The organism is Mucilaginibacter boryungensis (assembly GCF_015221995.1).
Taxonomy (GTDB): domain Bacteria; phylum Bacteroidota; class Bacteroidia; order Sphingobacteriales; family Sphingobacteriaceae; genus Mucilaginibacter; species Mucilaginibacter boryungensis.
On sequence record NZ_JADFFM010000001.1, the window covers coordinates 2906958 to 2926708 of the forward strand.

Here is a 19751-nt window from a genome sequence, read left to right on the forward strand (position 1 = left end):
TAAATTTTAACATTTGTCCTAAATGGCGCCTGGTTTTAAAGGTAAAATTGCTACATAAACTAATCGGGATACGCCCGATATAAGCAATAAAGCCTGCTTGATGAATATAAATCTATTACGCACTTTGAGGGTTGCGGTATTTCTTTCTACCTTATCTATAATGTCCTGTTTTGCGCAGGAAGCAAATAAATTAGCTTCAATCTATAGCGATCCGGCAGCTCCGGTAGGTAATCCCTCTCTTAAGGTACCTACAGTAGTTAAACCCCTATTTAATACATGGTTGCGGGATACCTATGTAACCCTTGGGCCTGATGGTAATTATTATATGACCGGTACCACCGCTGCTGCAGGTCGCAAATTTGAAAACGGGAAGATGCACTGTTGGGACTATAACGATGGTATTTATCTATGGAGATCAAAAGATTTGCTATCGTGGCAATCAATGGGCCTTATCTGGTCGTTTGATAAACACGCCGCCGACTGGCAAAAAAGAGGAAAGCCAATAAAGCCGGGAAGTAAATCGGTTAACGGTGACGTGCTCGACTCGATGTACCGGGCCTTGTGGGCGCCTGAAATTCACTATTTAAAAAGTAAAAAAAAGTGGGTGATTGTTGCCTGTATTAACGGCGGAATAGGGTCGTTCATGTTAATCAGCGCCAGCGGAAAACCCGAGGGGCCGTATCAAAACATAGAGGGAAATAAAGCGCATGCTATTTTTCCTAATATCGATTTAAGTATTTTTGAAGACACGGACGGTAAAGTATACTTGCTGGGACACGATCACTTCATTGCTAAAATGAAAGATGATTTAAGCGACGTGGCCGAACCTTTTAAAAAATTAAAAGAAACGCCCTATCAACCCGAACCGTATATTGAGGGTATATATTTAACCAAACACCACCATAAATACCAATTGCTGCAAACCGTTTGGTCTGTGCCTAAAGCCGATGGCACCTACACCTATCTGCGCGATGAAAAGAAAGACAAAGTACTATACAGTTACGATGTGGTAGTAGCCGAAGCCGATCATATTTATGGGCCCTACGGCCCACGCTATCCGGCCATATTGGAAGGTGGGCATAATAATACTTTCCTCGATAAGCAGGGCAACTGGTGGTCTACCACCTTCTTTAATCCACGTGGAATAATGGGCACTCACTATCCCTTAACCTGCAGGCCTGGTATAGTACCACTAAAATGGGTGAACGGTCGCCTGATGCCTGATCAAAAGAAAGCGGAATTGTTTTATAAAAGTTTAAAAACCAACTGAAAATGGAAAAATATCTAAGTCGACTGTTTAGCTTAGCAATAGTACTTTTAGCGTCATATCAAGCTGTGCTATCGCAAGAAATCGGTGCAAACTTTAATCACGACCCCGAGATAATTGATATTGCTTACCTAAAGAAGACACCTGTAGAATGGATAAGGACAACCCCCTATATTTTTGAATACATAGACGGAAAAAAAGACCCTGCTACCGAACCCGGCCTAAGTAAAGTAATTGAAGCAAAAAAAGCAGGGTACAAAGTTGCCTTTGGTTTTAGATGGGATTTTAATAAATATAAGCTGCGCATCCCCAAGCCCGGATCGAGCCTTGAAAAAAAATACTTTGCAACAGTAACGGCCCTGCTAACCAGGATGGGCAACAACCTTGATATGCTGAAATTAGGTAACGAACCTAATCTGGAAACCATGGAAGAGGACATGGATGTAAATAACGAAGGGTATGTGCCGCTTGTTAAATTTATGGAGCGCCTGCTCACTGAAGTAGTGCTCCCATTTTACAAAGCACACCCTCAGTATAATAAACCCGCTATATATGTAGGGTCGTTACCCGCTTTGTTTGAGCCCGGGCAACAAAAAATACCCGGGGTTGTAGGCCTGATTAAGCTTGCACAGGATAATAAAGATTTGGCCGGCCTTGCTATACACTTGCACATTAGTGATACGCTTGAAATACCCAAAGCGCTTGATTTTGTACGCGCTATAATGCCATCCAAACCAATAATTGTTCCTGAATTTTCATTATTCCGGTTGTATAACAGGCATACTTCTGATATCCTTGGCAACACAACTAAGGGCGTTGAATTTGCCAAAAAGTATGGGTATGCTGATACCATGCGCTTATACCAATGGTATAGTATGGCTAACACCAAACACGTTACTGCTACTGAATGGGCTGAACTATTTGATAGCCGTAAATGGTTTTTCCCACATGCCCTGCAAACCTATTACCGTTATTTTAAACAATATGGTGTAGTGCTGGCTACCTATGGTTATATGAGCCAATCCGCCCCGGCAAATGTCAAACCGGGCACTGGTGTATGGTTTGTAAATCCGATTTTTGCCTGTAAATCTTTAAAACGGGATGCCAATGGCGATTGTGCGGCCAATCCGTTATGGTATGCCGATTTTGTCGATATTGTAAACAAAGGAAAAGCCGCCAGGAAAGCAACACGCTAAATAGATGAAGTTTAAAAATAATATTGTATTTGCTGTTTGTTGCCTGGCATTGCCGGTATTCACTGTTGCGCAAAAAGCAACGACGCGTAAACCCAATATTGTATTTATTTATGTGGACGATTTGGGCTATGGCGATGTGGGTTGTTACGGAGCACAGCAAGTTAAAACGCCCAATGTAGACCGTTTGGCTGCAGGAGGGGTTAAATTTACAGATGCACATTGTTCGGCCTCTACTTGTACACCGTCGCGGTTTGCAATACTTACCGGCAGTTATGCCTTTCGTAACAATGCAGCTATTTTACCGGGCGATGCGCCATTAATCGTCAACCCTGAACAACAAACCCTGCCCGGTTTATTGAAACAGGCAGGATACACTACAGCGGTTATAGGCAAATGGCATCTGGGCCTGGGTACTGGTCACCCGAATTGGAATGACAGCATTAACCCAGGGCCACGGGAGGTTGGTTTCGACTATAGCTTTATCATCCCGGCAACACCCGATAGGGTGCCAACTGTTTTTGTAGAAGATCATCATGTTGCAAGACTGGACAGACACGATCCTATTGAAGTAAACTATGACCGCAGAATCGGCAACGATCCTACAGGTCTTGATGACGATGGGCAACAGCTTAAAATGAAAGCCGACTCGCAGCACAGCGGTACTATTGTTAACGGAGTAAGCCGCATAGGTTACATGAAGGGTGGGCGCAACGCCTATTGGAAAGATGAGGATTTTGCTAATGTATTGACAAATAAGGCGCTGCATTTTATTGCAGCTAATAAACGCAAACCATTCTTTCTTTACTTTGCCACGCCAAATATCCATGTGCCGCGTATGCCCAATACCCGTTTTGTTGGTGCAACAAAAATGGGCGCCCGGGGTGATGCTATTGCCGAAATGGACTGGATAACCGGCCAGGTACTGCAACAATTGAAAAAGCTGCACTTGATAAATAATACATTAATTATTTTCTCAAGCGATAATGGCCCTGTTTTAGATGATGGTTATGCTGATAAAGCAGAGGCTTTAATTTCAGGGCATTTGCCAGCCGGCCCTTACAAGGGCGGTAAATATAGCGCATACGAAGGTGGTACCCGGATACCATTTATAACCTATTGGCCGGGCACCATAAAACCGGGCGTTAACAAAGCAATGATCAGTCAGGTAGATCTGTTTAGCTCGCTGGCTGCTTTAACCGGTGCTAAAATAGCTGTAGGTGCCGCGCCTGACAGTTATAACTTTTTGCCGTCAATATTGGGCAAATCACAACAAGGGCGTAAAACCATGATAGAAGAAGCTTTTACTATGTGCTATCGCCAGGGCGATTGGAAGTATATAGCCCCGGCTACCAAAATACCGCCCGCATGGCTGGCCAATAAGCGGGGGCCAACCGGCTTGCAAAGCACCCCGCAGCTATATAATTTAAAAACCGACCCCGGTGAACAACATAACCTGGCCCAAATCTTTCTGCAAAAAACAAAGGAATTGGCCGTGGCGTTAACACGCACTGTAAATAAATCCTATTAAGCTAAGTTATTTGGCGACTGGTTACGCCCGGCGTTTTCGCGAAAAGCACCGGGACTTATCTGGTAGTGCTTTTTAAATATCCGGCTAAAATAGTTTGGATCGCTGTAGCCGCAATAATAAGCCACTTCGTTAATTGGCAATTGTTTTTCCAGCATTAAAACAGCTTTTTTTAGGCGGTATTCGTTTAACAAATGATTAGCGCTTTTATCCAGTATTTTTTTGAGATTAAGGTGCAGGAGTGTGCGGCTGATATGCAGTTCGTCGGCCATTTGTTCAACTGTAAACTGGGGATCTGCAAAATATTTTTCCAGCACTATACCTAAATTGGCTAAAAACTCCTGGTCTTTATTGTTGCGGGGCAGCTTATCAAGTCCAAATTTACTCATATCCAGCAATTGTTCACGCAGCATCACACGCGATTTGATCATATTGGAGATGAGTAATTCCAATTCCTTCAAATTAAACGGTTTGGCCAGGTAGGCATCTGCCCCCACATCAAGGCCATCTAATTTAATGTTGTCATGTGTATTGTCTGATAACAGAATCACCGGGATGTGGCGGTACTTGGCATCACTCTTTATCTTTTTACAGAATTCAATGCCATCCATCCGGGGCATTTTAATATCACTTATTATCAGATCGGGTGGGTGTTTAATAACCCGGTTAAATCCCGATTGTCCGTTTGATGCTGCCACAATATGATAATGCCGGGCCAGGTGCTTTGATAAAAATATCAGTAATTCCTTATTATCTTCAACAATTAATAAGGTATGTGCAAATTTGTCTTGTCCAATTTCAGCAGGTACAGATGGGTAATTTATTTCGGCAGCTTCAGGTAAATGCCCTTCCGTAGTTGTTTCTTTACCGTTGCCTGTTTTTTCAGTAACCGGCAGCTTAATCAGTACTTGTGTGCCATGACCTATTTCGCTTTTAATGTTGATCTCGCCATTTAAATAAGTAACTAAACTTTTTACTAAAGCCATACCCACACCGCTGCCCCCATCATTATCAATGCCCTTGTAAAAAGTTTGGAATATATGCTCAAGCTCTTTTTTTGACATACCTTTGCCCGTATCGGTAATGGTGATCAACGCATTAGCTTCCTCTCCTGTCTTCAGTTCGAAAGCCAGGTCGACAATTATTTTTCCTTCGGCTGTGTTTTTTAACGCGTTCGATAAAATATTGAAAATGATTTTCTCTACTTTTTCTGCATCGAAATAGCATTGATAATGATCAGTAGATGATGAATATATCAGCTCCAGGCCTTTATTATTTGCAAGCGTTTTAAAAGAAACAGCCCGATCATTTACAAATTTCACCAAATCGTTTTTTGATAGTTTAATGGCCGAATGATCTGTTTCGATCGTCCTAAATTCCATCAATTGCTGAATCATTTTAAAAAGGCGGGCAGCATTACTTTTAATAATAACCAGCTCGGCATTTTTTTTCAGGCTATGTTCATGATCTTCTATAAATTTCTCTACCGATGCAATGATGAGGGTGAGTGGCGTTTTAAATTCATGAGAAATAAAGGTGAAAAAATTAAGACGGTGTTGTGTTAGTGCAGTAGTTTTCTCTTTTTCCATGCGCTCTAATTGTACCTCCAGCTTTTTAACATGCAAAAAATTTACAAAGCGGGTGTATAACCAAGCTGCCAGGCAAAGCAGTAAAAAATACAGCACAAATGCCATTTTACTCAGGTAAAAGGGAGGGGCTACATTAATAATTAGCGTACGCTCTTTACTTACCGGGTTGCCTGAAACATCAAGGGCCTTTAAATGAAATATATATTTTCCTGGTGATAAGCTGGTATATGTTGCAAAATTCTTGTCGTTAACATAATTCCATTTTTTTTCAAATCCTTCAAGGTAGTAGGCATAATTATTACCACGAACGTTGCTGTAGTTTAAGGCGGCATAACTAATACTGAATACGTTTTGCGTGTAAGCCAGGTCAATTGATCCAACATCATCTATTTGCCGCGACAGCAGGCTATGTTCAGCAGGCTCGATTGTTTTATTGAATAACTGAAAAGAAGTAAAAAGAATAGGTACTTTTTGTTGTACAGGTTTTATAGCAAGCGGGTTGAAATAACAAAGTCCGTGTATGGTGCCGAAATATAGCGTGCCATCGCTGGTTTTCAGGTACGATTTAAAGTTGAACTGGTTACTTGGCAGGCCATAACGATTATCATAATTAGTGAATTTTTGTGTGTTGCGGTTATAGCAGGCTAAGCCACGGTTGGTAGAGAGCCATATATTATGCCGGGCATCTTCCAATATGCCATACACATTGTTGTTAGGCAGACCATTTTGGGTATCGTAAGTTTTGAATTTACCTTTATCGTAAACACATACGCCACCGTCAAGCGTACCAAACCACAATGCCTGATTACTGTCTTTATAAACACTAATTACCTGGTTGCTTGGTATACTACCTGGCCGGCCAGTGGAGGTATAATGAACCACTTTATCTGTACCTGGGTCATAACGCAGCAAACCATCCCAACGGGTGCAAAACCAAATAGCTCCGTTATTATCTTCTATCATATCATAAATAAACTCGGCGGCAAATAGCTGGGGTTTAAACAGATGAAACCGGTTGGTTTGATAATCAAAAATATTCAGGCCGTGTTGCGTACCTACCCACAGTATGCCTTTGCTATCTCGATAAACCGCATAAACCTGGTCGTTGGACAAGCTTGTGGTGTCGTTAGGGCGCATGGTATAAATAGTCGTTTTGCCATTTGTCTGGTCAAAGCGATGCAGTCCGCCCAAAAATGTACCGGCCCAGATACTTCCGGCATGATCATTATAAATGGCGTGAACATTATTAATATCGAGGTAAAACGGGCTGCTATGCCTGTTAATATTGGTAAATGATTTAATTTTTGGCTGGTAGATAGCTATGCCGCCGTCTTCTGTACCTATCCAGATGTTATGCTTGCCATCCTCCATCATCTGGCTTACAGCTTTACCATTAAGGTGGCCGTCTTTTTCATTAGCCAGGATGCTTTTAAAACCATAACTAACCGATGGGGTGTAATTTACACCGCCAAAATAAGTCCCTAACCAAACAGACCCATCTTTTGCTGTACAAGCCGAGTAGATAGCTTTATCATTTAGCCGTTTGGGGTTATTATCGAAAGATTGCTGGTAATTGACAGATTTTTTTAGTGTGGGGTCATATTCATATAAGCCGTTTTCCGTACCAATCATATATTTGCCGTCGTGGCCACGGGTAATTGCTCTTACGGTATTGCTTTCTGTACTCTCCTCATCTGTAAATTTAACTTTAGATAACTTTTTTGTGTCTTCATCAAGATAAAATAACCCGTAGTTAGTGCACAACCAGTCTGCTTGTTTTTCGTGATAAATATTGAAAATTGTAAAATCTGTTCGTTTTAGTGCATTGATGTCGCCCTGTTTAATTGTTTCTAAAACCTTTCCGGTCGTATCAATAATCGCAATCCTATTACCGGCGGCTAGTAAAAAATTACTGCCGGCTACAGGATTAACCGCAGTAACCAGTTTGCCATTAGCAGCAAGTAAATGTATGTTGCCATTTGAACCAATCCTGTAAAAACCGGAAGATGTACCTATATATATTGTTGAATTGATATTGGTGATACAAAGCACTGAAAAATGACCTTTTATCCCCCGCATTGGCACAACTTTATCCTGTACCGGGTCATATATATACAAGCCATTATCGGTACCGATATAAATATTGTTTTTTAAGTTGAGCAGACAGCTTATCCGGTTTGCCGAACTACCTGGCCGCGCGCTTTTTATATAATAGTTTTTTACCGTATAACTATCATAACGGTTCAAGCCCTCCCGGGTACCAAACCACATAAGGCCTTTTTGGTCTTGTATAATAGTATATACCGTGTTGTGCGAAAGTCCATTATCTGCAGTTATTTTTCTAAAGATGAAATCCTGACAAAATAAATTGCTACTGTATAAACAAAACAGCAGTAAAAGCCGATAAAAGCACTTTTTCATACACGTTTTTTAATTGGTTATTCAATATGTAAATTAATTTGCCAATTACCAGCAACTAATTATCATCCTGTACAGATATGAACGTTTGTGCTGGATATTTTAACATTTGTCCTCATACGGCCTTTCATTTTAAAGTTAACATTGCTATTGTAAAACCTTTTGTTAACAAATAATACCAGTTATAATAAGTTGTTAAAGCGCAGTTCATAAAAAAGCTGCTGCCCATACTGGCCTAAAATAAATCTTGATGAAATTAAAAATCATTGTTATTGCATTGATGTTTGCAGGCATGTGTAATTCATGCGGCAACAAGTCAAATCCGGAGCCTTCAACAGGCAATGGTGACAACTCGCAAACGGCATCAACCCGCCCGGGTAAAAATTTTGATTTCACCTATAATATGGGTGTAAATTTAAACGAACAGGCTGCCCAGGCCGATTTGGATGACCTGGCCGATACCAAAACGAAATGGGTACGCAGCTTTGTGGAAATGATAGATGTTTATAAAACCAATTCCATTGATACCAACCCTAATCTAAATACATTTATCACATTTAAAGCCAAAGGATACAAAACCGTTCTCAACCTCAAATTTAATTTTGTGGCTAATGTGTTTCCGGCCGTAGGTTCAACAGATTGGAATAATTACATCGCTTTTATTGACCAGGTACTTGCCAAGGCAATGCCTTATACAGATGTGCTTGTAGTAGGTAATGAACCTTTTATTGAAGCTGATCCATCTACCTGGAACGAACCTTTAAATTCTTTTTATAAGGCAGCCTGTGCGCGGGTATATAGTTATTTTACGTTGCATGGCATAGATAAGCCCATCTTTTTAGGATCCTTTGATATGATGTTTGCAAGTGCCCGCACTGGCAATACGGGTATACTTAACCTGCTCAACTTTGTAAAAAACACGAACTACCTATCGGGTGCAGATGTGCATATCCATCATAACACCGATACTGAAATGATTAACGCCCTTAACTTTATGAGCAATGGGATAGGCGATGATCAAAAACTATTAGTAACTGAATTCTCGGCCAAAAACTATTTTAAATCTTATAATACCTCCAATATCGATCCTGCTTTTATTGCAGCGGCCAATGCCAGTACAACCGATCAGATCTTTCCGCCGCCGCCAGGTATTACCCAAAACTATCAATACATCGATTATGCGCTGAAAAATCCCCGGCCGGCAGAGGAATGGTATGCATTCTGGAAAAATTCGGCGTACCTCGAAAACGAGAAAGGATACTTATGCACCGCAAATACCGATTTCAAATCGCATAGTAAGGTAGCGCTGGCTTTTTACGCACTCAGGCAATCTTATGGTGTTAATGTCGATTTTACCGCAACAACAGACCCCTGGGTAATGAATGGAATGTTCCTAAACCGTTCAGTGCAGCAGATAAACGGGCGTAACCAAAAATCATATAGTTTTCTTGATCAATTTGTGAGAATTGCCCAGGGACAGAACCCATGCCAATAACCAATTTTTAAATAAACCTAAAATTTACAATATGAACCAATTATTTACTATTTGTATTAAGCCGGCGAAAAAGATGGCTTTACTCCTGCTGATGCTTCTATGCTCCGCCAGGATTTTTGCCCAGCAAATTGTCAGTGGTACGGTAACTTCGTCAAAAACAGGCGAAACACTGGTAGGTGTTACCGTTGTTATTAAAGGCAGTAACGTTGCCGTAACTACCAATAACAAGGGCAAATACAGTATAAAAACAGCTAATGCCAATGATGTGCTGACTTTCTCGTATGTAGGTTACCTTAACAAGGAAGTAGCTGTAAAGCAACAGCAAATTTTAGATGTTCAGTTAGACGAAGATGCCAAATCATTAAATGAAGTAGTGGTTGTAGGTTATGGCACCGCGCGAAAGAGCGACCTGACCGGTTCGGTTACTTCATTAAAAGCATCCGAATTAACCAAGGCAACTAATCTTAATGTGCAACAGGCTTTGCTGGGCCGCTCAGCAGGTGTACAGGTCTACCAAAAAAGCGGTGAACCCGGCGCTGCTATGAGCGTGCAGGTAAGAGGGATCACCTCTATTACCGGGAATAATGACCCATTATACGTCATTGACGGTATGCCGGTGAACGATGCAGTAGCTATAGGCGGTGCCGCACCAGCAGGGGCTACCAGTAACCCTAATAACCGGACTGCACTTAGCTCGCTTAATCCCGCAGATATCGCTTCGATCGAGATACTGAAGGATGCTTCTGCAACTGCAATCTACGGTTCGCGCGGTGCTAACGGTGTAGTGTTGATCAGCACAAAAAGAGGGACTTCAGGCAGGATCAACGTAGCTTACAATGTCACTTACGGTACCCAGCAGGCGGCGCATTTGCAACGTTTCATGACCGGGGATGAATATACTCAAGCCATTAACAGTATTATCGACCTGGGCGGTCTCAGCACAACCAAAGTAACCGGGGCCAATGCTAATACCAATTGGCAGCAATTGCTGTTAAAAAAAGGGGTGATCCAATCGCACGATCTTTCTTTTAGCGGAGGTAGTGGAAATACAAAATATTATATATCCGCAGGCTTTTTTAACCAGGAGGGTATTGAACTCAAGTCCGGTACCACGCGTTATAACGCCCGTGTCAATGTTGAAACATCTGAAGCTAATAAATATAGTGTAGGCATGAGCCTTACCACCTCCTATACACGCGATTTATACAATTCTACAGGCAACGGCTTAAACGATAACGCCAGCGCATTGTATATGGCGCAAAATTATGACCCCACCGCGCCGGCTTATAACGCCGATGGCAGCTACGCCCGCTCACCGCTGATGGCGCCTATGGATAATCCTGTTGCAGTTATCAACGGGCAGTATGGCGTGGGCGATACTTACCGAACTTTTGGCAATTTATATGCCGAATATTTCCTTATGCCATCATTATCCGTTAAAGCAAGAGCAGGAGCTGACTTAAATGATGCCCAACGTTATTACTGGATAGATCCCTCAACCTTAACTGGTGCATCATATAATGGTTATGCCGATGTGCGTGATGGCAAAAGGGCTTATTACCTGGCTGAAGGTACTATTAACTTTAACAAAACGTTTAACGAAGATCATCGCTTAAACGCGGTAGCAGGGACTACTTATGAGCGCTATACCTCTAGTTCACTGGTGTCTAATTCGCGGTCGTTTGCTTTGCCCGACCTAACCTATAACGGTTTGGGTACCGGCGATAATACACTGAACGGTGCAAGCGATGGCAGGCAGGAAAATATTCTGATCTCCTATCTTGCCCGGGCCAGCTATTCTTTCAAAAATAAATACCTGTTAACGGCATCTATCAGAGCTGATGGCTCGGCACGCTTCGGCCAAAATAATCGGTTCGGTTACTTCCCTTCGGTAGCGGCGGCCTGGCGTATCCATGAGGAAAAATTCCTGAAAAACAGCAAAATCATCAGCGATTTGAAGTTGCGTGGCAGCTTTGGTATTACAGGTAATCAGCCTAATGCAAATTATATTTACTATTCTACTTACTCATCGGGGCGTAATGCCGTATTTAACGAAACGCGCACTTCCATATTGCAGCCCACCCGTAGTGCCAACCCCGACCTGCAATGGGAGTCGGCCCGGCAAATGGACATCGGGGTTGATTTTGGTTTATTTAATTCACGACTAACCGGAACTATCGAATATTACAACCGCAAAACTTACAACCTGCTATACGATATACCACTGCCGTTAAGTACCGGTTTTGGCTCACGTACCGAGAACGTAGGCAGTATGCGTAATAGCGGGATGGAGTTTTCTGTGAAAGCCAACATTACGGATAACGGCGTATTTCGGATCGATGCTGGCGCCAACCTTACCACACTTAAAAACACAGTGATCAGCCTGGGTTCGGTGCCGCAGTTTATCGGCAATGGGCCAGGTTCAATTGGCCAGGTAAGCATATTAAAACCAGGTAATTCGCTGGGGTCATTCTACGGCTATATTGTAGATGGTGTTTGGCAAAAAACCGACGATTTTACAAAAACGCAGGCTGGAGTGAGGCCCGGCGATCTGAAATACCGCGATATAGACGGGAATGGCGTCATTAATACCAACGACAGAGTTGTATTGGGTAAGTCGCTTCCCGATTTTTATTATGGGTTTAACCTCAACGTAAGCTATAAGGCTTTAACACTTGATGCGTTCATAGAAGGACAGCAAGGCGGCAAAATGTTAAACAGCAGCCTGGTTGATGCTTATTACCCGGTTGATTACCGTCGCAATAAACTTGCTATCCCTTATCTTAACCGCTGGACGCCAACCAACCCGACCGACGAATACCCCTCATTTTTGCCTAATGATGTGAGAGGTCAGCTTCAGGTAACCAACCGTACGGTAGAAGACGCATCTTACCTGCGGCTGCAATCGGTACGCTTAACTTTTAAGGTGCCTGTTTCAGCGCTGAAATTTGTGAAAGGTGTTAGCGTATTTGCAACCGGTCAAAACCTGTTTACGTTTACTAAATACACCGGATCAGACCCGGCAGCTAATGCATTAGGCGATAATGTACTGCGTATCGATTATAATACTTATCCGTTGACTAAAGTTTTCACCGCCGGACTTAACGTTCAGTTTTAATCTTATTAACTATCACGATCATGAAAAAGACATTGAAATATATCATACCCTTAGTTGCCGCCCTGCAGCTGGCTTCATGTAAAAATGCGCTTGACGTAGTTCCAAACTCGGAATTTTCGCCGGGTAACGTATTAACTACCGAGGCGGGTATCCGCTCGCTGCTTTACTCGGCTTATGCTAATGCGCAATTGCAAACTAACTCGCGTTATTGGATCAACGACTCAGAAGACTGCACCGATATAGGTTATAATACGGATGGTGCAGAAAACGGTCAGCTCATACAGATCATCAATTTTAACTGGACAGCTAACCTCGGTACCCTGGCGGCCGATATTTGGGCACCTTCTTACGCCTCTATCAGGGATGCCAATGGTGTAATAGAAAACATAGATAATGTAAACACCGCAGATGCTACTAAGAAACTGTACAAAGCCGAAGCGCGTGTCCTGCGTGCCAAAGCCTACGCTTTTCTGTACAGCTTTTTTGGCCCGGTACCGTTGAGAACATCCACTATCCAGTCGGGCGACCTTGCCCGGGCGAGCGACGACGTTATGAAAAGTTTTATTGAAACAGAGATCACCGAATCACTGGCCGACCTGCCTGATCCGGGGAAAGAAGCCGCCTTTGGACGTATTAATAAAGCTGTGGCGAACGGTATCCTGGCTAAATTTTTCCTTAATACCAAACAATGGCAAAAAGCTGCCGATGCCAGCCAGGCAATCATCAACTTCGGCTATTATTCTTTATATCCGGTATTTGCAGACATGTTTCGTACTGCTAATGAACAGAATAAGGAAATGATATTGGTGTTGCAATGCCGTAATGAAACTGATTATAGTAACTGGTACCAGTGCGGCGCGTTGCCGGTGGGATATAAAAGCAGCCCGCAGTTCCCTGGCTATACCTACGCTTCCACAATGTCTATTTTTGCAACGAACTACCGTTTACGCACAGCATTTGTAAGCTCGTACGATCCTGCTGATAAACGCTTGGCTACAATATGCACCAGTTATATCAATAACAGTAACGTTACCGTTAACATCCTGGCAAATGATAACGCCCGTTGTTTTAAGTATTGGGATAATGCACAGGTAGGCAATAACGCCGGGACTGATGTACCTATTATCCGTTATGCTGATATACTGCTTACCCGTACTGAGGCATTAAATGAGTTGAACGGTCCTACGACAGAGTGCTTCACGCTGATCAATCAGGTACGGGCCCGTGCAGGTGTTGCTAACCTCACCCTGGCCATTACACCCACCAAAGACGCTTTCCGCGATGCTATTTTACGTGAACGCGGCTGGGAGTTTGTAGGAGAAGGCAAACGCCGCGAGGACCTTATCCGCCAGGGTAAATTTCTTTCGTCGGCATTAACAAGGGGCATCCCGGCCGCAAACGTGACGGATAACAAACTGGTATTCCCTATACCACAATCCGAAATTGATGCGAATAAACTTTGTGTTCAAAACCCTGGCTATTAATTAAAAATTACCCTAAAAATTAAATTGCAGTTCAGTGCTGCATCTGTTTTTTATAAATAAATCATAAACGATGAAAAATATCATACTTACCCTCCTTGCGCTACTTTCCGTGTTAAGTTTAAGGGCGCAATCAAGATGGAGTGCTGAGCAGGCCAATAACTGGTATAAACAGCAACAGTGGCCCCGCGGCTGCAACTACCAGCCAAGCAGCGCCGTTAACCAGCTCGAAATGTTCCAGGCGGCCACATTTGCCCCCCAGACCATTGACAGGGAATTGGGTTGGGCGCAGGAGCTTGGGTTTAATGCCATGCGGGTATTTTTGCACCACATCGCCTGGACGTCCGACAAAGATGGCTTCAAAAAGCGTCTTAATCAATATCTTGATATTTCAGCCAGGCACGGTATCAAAACTATCCTGGTGTTTTTTGATGATTGCTGGAACGACGAGTATCACGCCGGTAAACAGCCCGAACCTAAAACCGGCATCCATAACAGCGGCTGGGTGCGCGACCCGGGTACGGCTATCCGCAATAATCCCGATAGTTTGAAAATGCTGGAAAGTTACGTGAAAGATATTATGATCATGCTGAAAGACGATAAGCGCGTTCTGCTCTGGGATTTGTATAATGAACCGGGAAACAACCAATATTTTAACAATAGCCTGCCTTTGCTTAAATCGGTTTTTAGCTGGGCTAAAGAAGTAAACCCGTCGCAACCCATTAGTGCGGGTGTATGGAATTGGGGCGATAAGTTTACGGAACTGAATAAGTTTCAACTGGAAAATTCGGATGTGATCACCTATCATAATTATGGATATATTGATGCGCACATGAAAAAGATAGCAGAATTACAAAAATATGGGCGCCCTCTTATTTGTACCGAATATATGGCCCGTAAAAACGGCAGCCTGTTTCAAACGATTATGCCTATGCTGAAAAAAGAAAAAATTGGGGCTATTAACTGGGGCTTTATATCAGGTAAAACCAATACCATTTATGCCTGGGGTACGCCAATGCCCGACGGGAAGGAGCCTGAACTTTGGTTTCATGACATTTTAAGAAAAGACGGCACACCGTTTAGCGAGGTGGAGGTTAACACGATCAAAGCATTGACAGGCAAAAAATAGCCTAATTGCTCAACAGATGCGGTTCAATACAAACTGATTATTTCATGACCTAACTTAAAAAGATGGAAATTATTAAACGCAACAACACACTGATGCTGGCTATTACCTTTATGATAGTATTGGGGATTAGCGCCTGCGAAAAAAAAGCTGTTAATAGTAGTGATGGGATCAAACCATTAACGGATGCTGTACCGAATTTGAAGGTAAATGCTACTGTAACTATAACCGCCAACATGGGTGCGAGCGGAGGCCCGGATGTAACTTATTTAAGGGGCATGGCCGCTGGTGGTAATGGCGGATTTACAGATTTAGTACCGGGTAACAGGCTTAGTATTGATGTTGACACCGCTGTTGGAATGAAAATAGTTAATGGGATAAGGAATATTTATAAAGAAACTGGTTTGGGTGAATTTTATAAAGATGCAGGGGGCGTATATCGCAATCAGCAAAGTACTACTTATACCGGATTGCTGAATTACGTGCATGGAATTATAACAGATCCGGCTAAAAAACTAATACAACTGAATCAAATTGGCGGCACCCCGGATAATACAGCCAGTCCGTTATATGCCCTTGCCACCCAATATACAGACCCCGATGAAGATTATGTTCCATTACCAACTATCGGCACTTCTATGACTGCATTTCAAAATAATTTTATAGCCTGGGCAAAGGGGGCCGATAGTGCAGTGGGTAGTGGCTACCATGCTATATGGATAGCCCATCAGGAACCCGCACATACGTTGGGATATATCAACGGAATTGAAACTGATGCGGCTAAAGAGTTAAATATCCGGCGGTTTATAGACTATTGGAAGCCTATTGCTGCAGGGTTGAGAACAACTGGTGCCAAAGTCGGTGGGATACAGAACAACTCGGCAAATGCTAACCATTTTTACACATATTCTGTAAATTACCTGAAGCAACAAAACGTTCAATTGGACTACCTTACTTTTCAGTTCTATCAGTGGGGCGACCGGGCCGACCTGGATTCGGCCATCGCGTCTTTAAATAATTATAATTTAAAATATCCCGGAACTAAGATGATTGTAAACAGGGGTATGTGGCTGTCTTGCTGTGCAACTAAGGATGAGGCCGTAAGTACCAGTAAAGGTTTGATTTATTATTTACGTGGCGAAAGGAACTATATGGACTACGCTGATAAAATATATGCTCATATTTACGATGATAACCACACCGACCTGGCTTTAATGGAATTTAAGGTAGCTACCTGGCTGAATAATGTGATGTCGACCCTGAGGCGGCCGCTAACAGGTTTACCTGCAGGAGTGGATGGATTTTTAACAGGAGGGGTAAATAAAGCGACAGCTGCTTTATGGAATACTTCGGCTACTACGCAAACGTTAAACCTGCAATTAAACAATACAAGCTTCACAACATCAAAAACACTTACGGTACATAAAGGCAGTGGCTCAAGTTACCTAACGCTAACCGGGGCGGGTGCCCCCGTTTGGAACAACACGACTAAAACCATTAGCCCTATCACGCTGGCTACAAACGAGTTTGTATTAATTACTCTGCAATAATTATTTACTTATAAAAATAAATATGAAATGGATTTATTGGTGTTTGGTTTTAATAGGGTTGGTTTTTACGGCATTTTCTTTTAAGCAAACTGTTAAAACCCCGCCTTCCAAACAAAAACGCCCTAATATTATTGTGATTTTAGCCGACGACCTTGGTTATTCGGATATCGGCTGCTATGGCGGCGAAGTGAAAACGCCTAATCTTGATTATCTGGCACAAAACGGCATCCGTTACACACAGTTTTATAATACTTCGCGTTGCTGCCCTACACGTGCATCCCTACTTACAGGTTTATATAACCATCAGGCGGGCATTGGCAAAATGACCGATGCGGAAGATGCGCCAGGATATCAGGGCCATATTACTGAAAATACCATCACCCTGGCCGAGTTACTTAAATTAGGGGGGTACCATACGGCGATGTCCGGGAAGTGGCATGTTTCTAATACCAATGGCCAGCCAAATAAACAAAAGCAAATGGACTGGCTTAACCATCATAAAGATGACGGGGATTTTTCACCCCTCAGCCAATATCCTACCAGCCGCGGGTTTGAAAAATATTTTGGCACGATATGGGGGGTGGTTGATTATTATGATCCTTTTAGCCTGGTAAGCGGTACTACACCGATAAAAAGTGTTCCTAAAAGTTATTACCATACCGATGCTATCAATGATACGGCGGTAGCTTATATCAAAGGCTATGCCCAATCTGAAAAACCATTTTTTTTGTACGTGGCCGAAAATGCACCGCACTGGCCGCTGATGGCAAAACCCGAAGATATTGCCAAATATAAAAATACCTATAAAGCAGGCTGGGATGCTATTCGGAAAGCTCGCTATCAAAAAATGATCAGCATCGGCCTCATCGACCCTAAAGTTACCAAACTTTCTGACCGGATAGGTACTAACCTAAGATGGGAAGATAATCCGGATAAAGATTGGGACGCGTCGGCCATGGCGGTTCATGCAGCCATGATAGATTGCATGGATCAGGGTATTGGCCGTATCATCAATGCGCTTAAGCAAACGGGGCAACTTGATAATACATTGATTATTTTTCTATCCGATAACGGCGCAAGTGCAGAAAATTGTGCAAACTACGGCCCTGGTTTTGATCGCCCCGACCAGACCCGCGATGGACGGGCAATTGTTTATGCCACGAAGAAACAGGCGCCCCCCGGACCTGAAACCACTTATTCCTCTATCGGGCCACGTTGGGCTAATGTGGCTAATACCCCCTACCAGTATTGGAAAGAAGAATCATATGAAGGAGGGATCCGTACGCCAATGATCGCTTTTTGGCCTAAAGGCATTACTGTTGGCAAGGGCGGTTTTAAAGATCAGGTTGGGCATGTGATGGATTTTATGAGCACATTTGCTGAACTGGCTGGTGTTAAATACCCGTCTATTTATAAAGGACACGCGGTGCCACCAACCAGCGGTATAAGCCTGGTCCCTGGTTTCAGTGGCAAAGCCTCGGCTGGTCATACCTCCCTGTTTAACGAGCATTTTGGCGCACGATATGCCCGTGTAGGAAATTGGAAGCTCACAGCCTTTAGTAAAGATACCGCCTGGCACTTATTTAACCTAACTACCGATAAAACAGAAACCAATGATCTGGCTCAACAATATCCTGATAAAGTACATAAATTAGATAGTTTATGGCGTACTTGGGCTAAAACCCACCAGGTCTTCCCCAAACCGTCAAAAAGAAAATAACTTAACCAGGTTTTGTGAACTCGTAGTGGTGCAGGTGCTAATAACTGGCCGATTAATATCAGTAATTCAAAGAATGAAAGCAAATCACAACAATCATATTATCTAATTTTAAATACTATCTAAAAACATTAAAAATGGAATTAGGTGTTTGCCTGTAATCTCCCCTCTCCGCAAAACGTCTCTTAATTAATTGATTTTCAATAGTTTTACTATTTAATTAAGAGACGTTCGTCTTCCTACCCAAATCATAAAAAACTGGTAATCAATTGCATTTGAGTTGGAACCCCTTTAACTTTCTGTATTAAAAAATAATTGGTTATCAATTATTAAATTTATTCTGAAGGATTATCTTCTCTATAATACTCATCCGTTGCTTTGACGATAATATCGACGATTAAAAGAAGAAATCTATGTTCTTAACTTCTTCAGGCTTATTCATTATTGTTTTAATCTCGGGATCTATGTTCTTAGATACTGTCCGGCTCAACTACTTTTCATTTAATTGCTGCCAGCCAGGCATGGGCCAATAAAGTAATACCCGCCATATTAGGATGAACACCATCACGTGTCCAGTATGCCCCGGGGGCGGTTTTCATCGCCTTATCTATAACGGATTGAAAAGGAACGAATCCTGTATCATATTCTTCAGCTATTTCGCGTGCTGCCGCCTGGAATTCATAAAATTTAGGATACCATATGTCTGTCACCCGGTTTACCCCATTTACAGCATAAGGCTCACCTATAATGAGTTTTACATCAGGTAAGGCTTGTTTAGTACGATCAAGCAATTTTTTATAATCAGTCCGATAGGTTTCGATCGTCCCTTTATAGCCTGCGGTCATGGTATGCCAAAAATCATTTACACCTACAAAAATGCTTAATACATTTGGTTTCAAGTCCAGGCAATCAGTGTCCCAACGGGCGGCAAGCTGGTAAACTTTATTCCCGCTAACCCCCTTATTATAAATTTGTAATTTCTTATCCGGATAATTAACAAGCAAACCCGATCCGGCTACCAAAGCATAACCGTTACCCATGCATCCAATATCATTGGGAATCGTTTTTGTTTTGTCGCGCCCGGCATCAGTAATAGAATCTCCCTGAAAAAGTACAACATCATTAACATCCAAACGGATTTTCTTCCCCTCAGCTTCAGCAAAGGCAGCTGAGGCTATTTCAGGAAGAGTGAGACTGGCCAGGGTGCCAATCGCAGCATTCCGGATAAAAGAACGGCGGGTATTTTCCATATTTAAGCTTTATTGCAAT

The 19751-nt window shown here is 42.6% G+C and carries 11 protein-coding genes; 9 read left to right on the plus strand and 2 right to left on the minus strand.

Features of this window, described 5'->3' with window-relative positions; genetic code table 11:
* Window positions 1-160: 160 nt before the first annotated feature.
* From IRJ18_RS12290 to IRJ18_RS12300, 3 genes are read left to right on the plus strand one after another with little or no spacing between them, the layout of a single operon-like run.
* A complete protein-coding gene (locus tag IRJ18_RS12290; protein WP_194106492.1) occupies window positions 161-1270 on the plus strand; it encodes a family 43 glycosylhydrolase in 1110 nt (369 codons plus the stop codon).
* A 2-nt stretch (window positions 1271-1272) separates the two neighbouring features.
* On the plus strand, window positions 1273-2463 hold the full coding sequence (locus IRJ18_RS12295; RefSeq protein WP_194106493.1) for a hypothetical protein: 1191 nt from the start codon (window positions 1273-1275) through the stop codon (window positions 2461-2463).
* A gap of 4 nt (window positions 2464-2467) precedes the next feature.
* The gene (locus IRJ18_RS12300; protein ID WP_194106494.1) at window positions 2468-3991 is read left to right on the plus strand and encodes a sulfatase family protein; all 1524 of its coding nucleotides are present in this window, start codon (window positions 2468-2470) and stop codon (window positions 3989-3991) included.
* On the opposite strand, the gene IRJ18_RS12305 is transcribed toward IRJ18_RS12300, so the two are convergent.
* Window positions 3988-7998, minus strand: coding sequence for a hybrid sensor histidine kinase/response regulator transcription factor (locus IRJ18_RS12305; protein WP_194106495.1), 4011 nt, complete (start codon window positions 7996-7998; stop codon window positions 3988-3990). The two genes, IRJ18_RS12300 and IRJ18_RS12305, sit on opposite strands and share 4 nt — an antisense overlap.
* Window positions 7999-8245: 247 nt before the next feature.
* On the opposite strand from IRJ18_RS12305, the gene IRJ18_RS12310 reads away from it, so the two are divergent.
* The 6 genes from IRJ18_RS12310 to IRJ18_RS12335 all read left to right on the plus strand — a co-directional run bounded on the left by IRJ18_RS12310 (window position 8246) and on the right by IRJ18_RS12335 (window position 18485).
* Entirely contained in the window at window positions 8246-9490 is a 1245-nt protein-coding gene (locus IRJ18_RS12310; protein WP_194106496.1) for a hypothetical protein, read from the plus strand.
* Between the two features lie 31 nt (window positions 9491-9521).
* Window positions 9522-12608: a SusC/RagA family TonB-linked outer membrane protein gene (locus tag IRJ18_RS12315; RefSeq protein ID WP_194106497.1), complete on the plus strand. Its 3087-nt coding sequence runs from the start codon at window positions 9522-9524 to the stop codon at window positions 12606-12608.
* Window positions 12609-12628: 20 nt separating this feature from the next.
* Entirely contained in the window at window positions 12629-14092 is a 1464-nt protein-coding gene (locus IRJ18_RS12320; RefSeq protein ID WP_194106498.1) for a RagB/SusD family nutrient uptake outer membrane protein, read from the plus strand.
* Window positions 14093-14162: 70 nt separating this feature from the next.
* Window positions 14163-15218 carry a glycoside hydrolase family 2 TIM barrel-domain containing protein gene (locus tag IRJ18_RS12325; RefSeq protein WP_194106499.1) on the plus strand — a complete coding sequence of 352 codons (1056 nt, stop codon included), beginning with the start codon at window positions 14163-14165 and terminating at the stop codon, window positions 15216-15218.
* Window positions 15219-15280: 62 nt separating this feature from the next.
* Window positions 15281-16765 carry a hypothetical protein gene (locus IRJ18_RS12330; protein ID WP_194106500.1) on the plus strand — a complete coding sequence of 495 codons (1485 nt, stop codon included), beginning with the start codon at window positions 15281-15283 and terminating at the stop codon, window positions 16763-16765.
* A gap of 22 nt (window positions 16766-16787) precedes the next feature.
* A complete protein-coding gene (locus tag IRJ18_RS12335; RefSeq protein WP_194106501.1) occupies window positions 16788-18485 on the plus strand; it encodes an arylsulfatase in 1698 nt (565 codons plus the stop codon).
* Window positions 18486-18979: 494 nt separating this feature from the next.
* On the opposite strand, the gene IRJ18_RS12340 is transcribed toward IRJ18_RS12335, so the two are convergent.
* A complete protein-coding gene (locus IRJ18_RS12340) occupies window positions 18980-19732 on the minus strand; it encodes an SGNH/GDSL hydrolase family protein (protein WP_194106502.1) in 753 nt (250 codons plus the stop codon).
* Window positions 19733-19751 lie beyond the last annotated feature (19 nt).

What these genes read in the sequence shown, in the direction of transcription:
- IRJ18_RS12330 (WP_194106500.1), top strand. Translation starts at nt 15,281, where the DNA reads ATGGAAATTATTAAACGCAACAACACACTGATGCTGGCTATTACCTTT.
- IRJ18_RS12320 (WP_194106498.1), top strand. Translation starts at nt 12,629, where the DNA reads ATGAAAAAGACATTGAAATATATCATACCCTTAGTTGCCGCCCTGCAG.
- IRJ18_RS12290 (WP_194106492.1), top strand. Translation starts at nt 161, where the DNA reads ATGTCCTGTTTTGCGCAGGAAGCAAATAAATTAGCTTCAATCTATAGC.
- IRJ18_RS12310 (WP_194106496.1), top strand. Translation starts at nt 8,246, where the DNA reads ATGAAATTAAAAATCATTGTTATTGCATTGATGTTTGCAGGCATGTGT.
- IRJ18_RS12335 (WP_194106501.1), top strand. Translation starts at nt 16,788, where the DNA reads ATGAAATGGATTTATTGGTGTTTGGTTTTAATAGGGTTGGTTTTTACG.
- IRJ18_RS12305 (WP_194106495.1), bottom strand. Translation starts at nt 7,998, where the DNA reads ATGAAAAAGTGCTTTTATCGGCTTTTACTGCTGTTTTGTTTATACAGT.
- IRJ18_RS12300 (WP_194106494.1), top strand. Translation starts at nt 2,468, where the DNA reads ATGAAGTTTAAAAATAATATTGTATTTGCTGTTTGTTGCCTGGCATTG.
- IRJ18_RS12295 (WP_194106493.1), top strand. Translation starts at nt 1,273, where the DNA reads ATGGAAAAATATCTAAGTCGACTGTTTAGCTTAGCAATAGTACTTTTA.
- IRJ18_RS12315 (WP_194106497.1), top strand. Translation starts at nt 9,522, where the DNA reads ATGAACCAATTATTTACTATTTGTATTAAGCCGGCGAAAAAGATGGCT.
- IRJ18_RS12325 (WP_194106499.1), top strand. Translation starts at nt 14,163, where the DNA reads ATGAAAAATATCATACTTACCCTCCTTGCGCTACTTTCCGTGTTAAGT.
- IRJ18_RS12340 (WP_194106502.1), bottom strand. Translation starts at nt 19,732, where the DNA reads ATGGAAAATACCCGCCGTTCTTTTATCCGGAATGCTGCGATTGGCACC.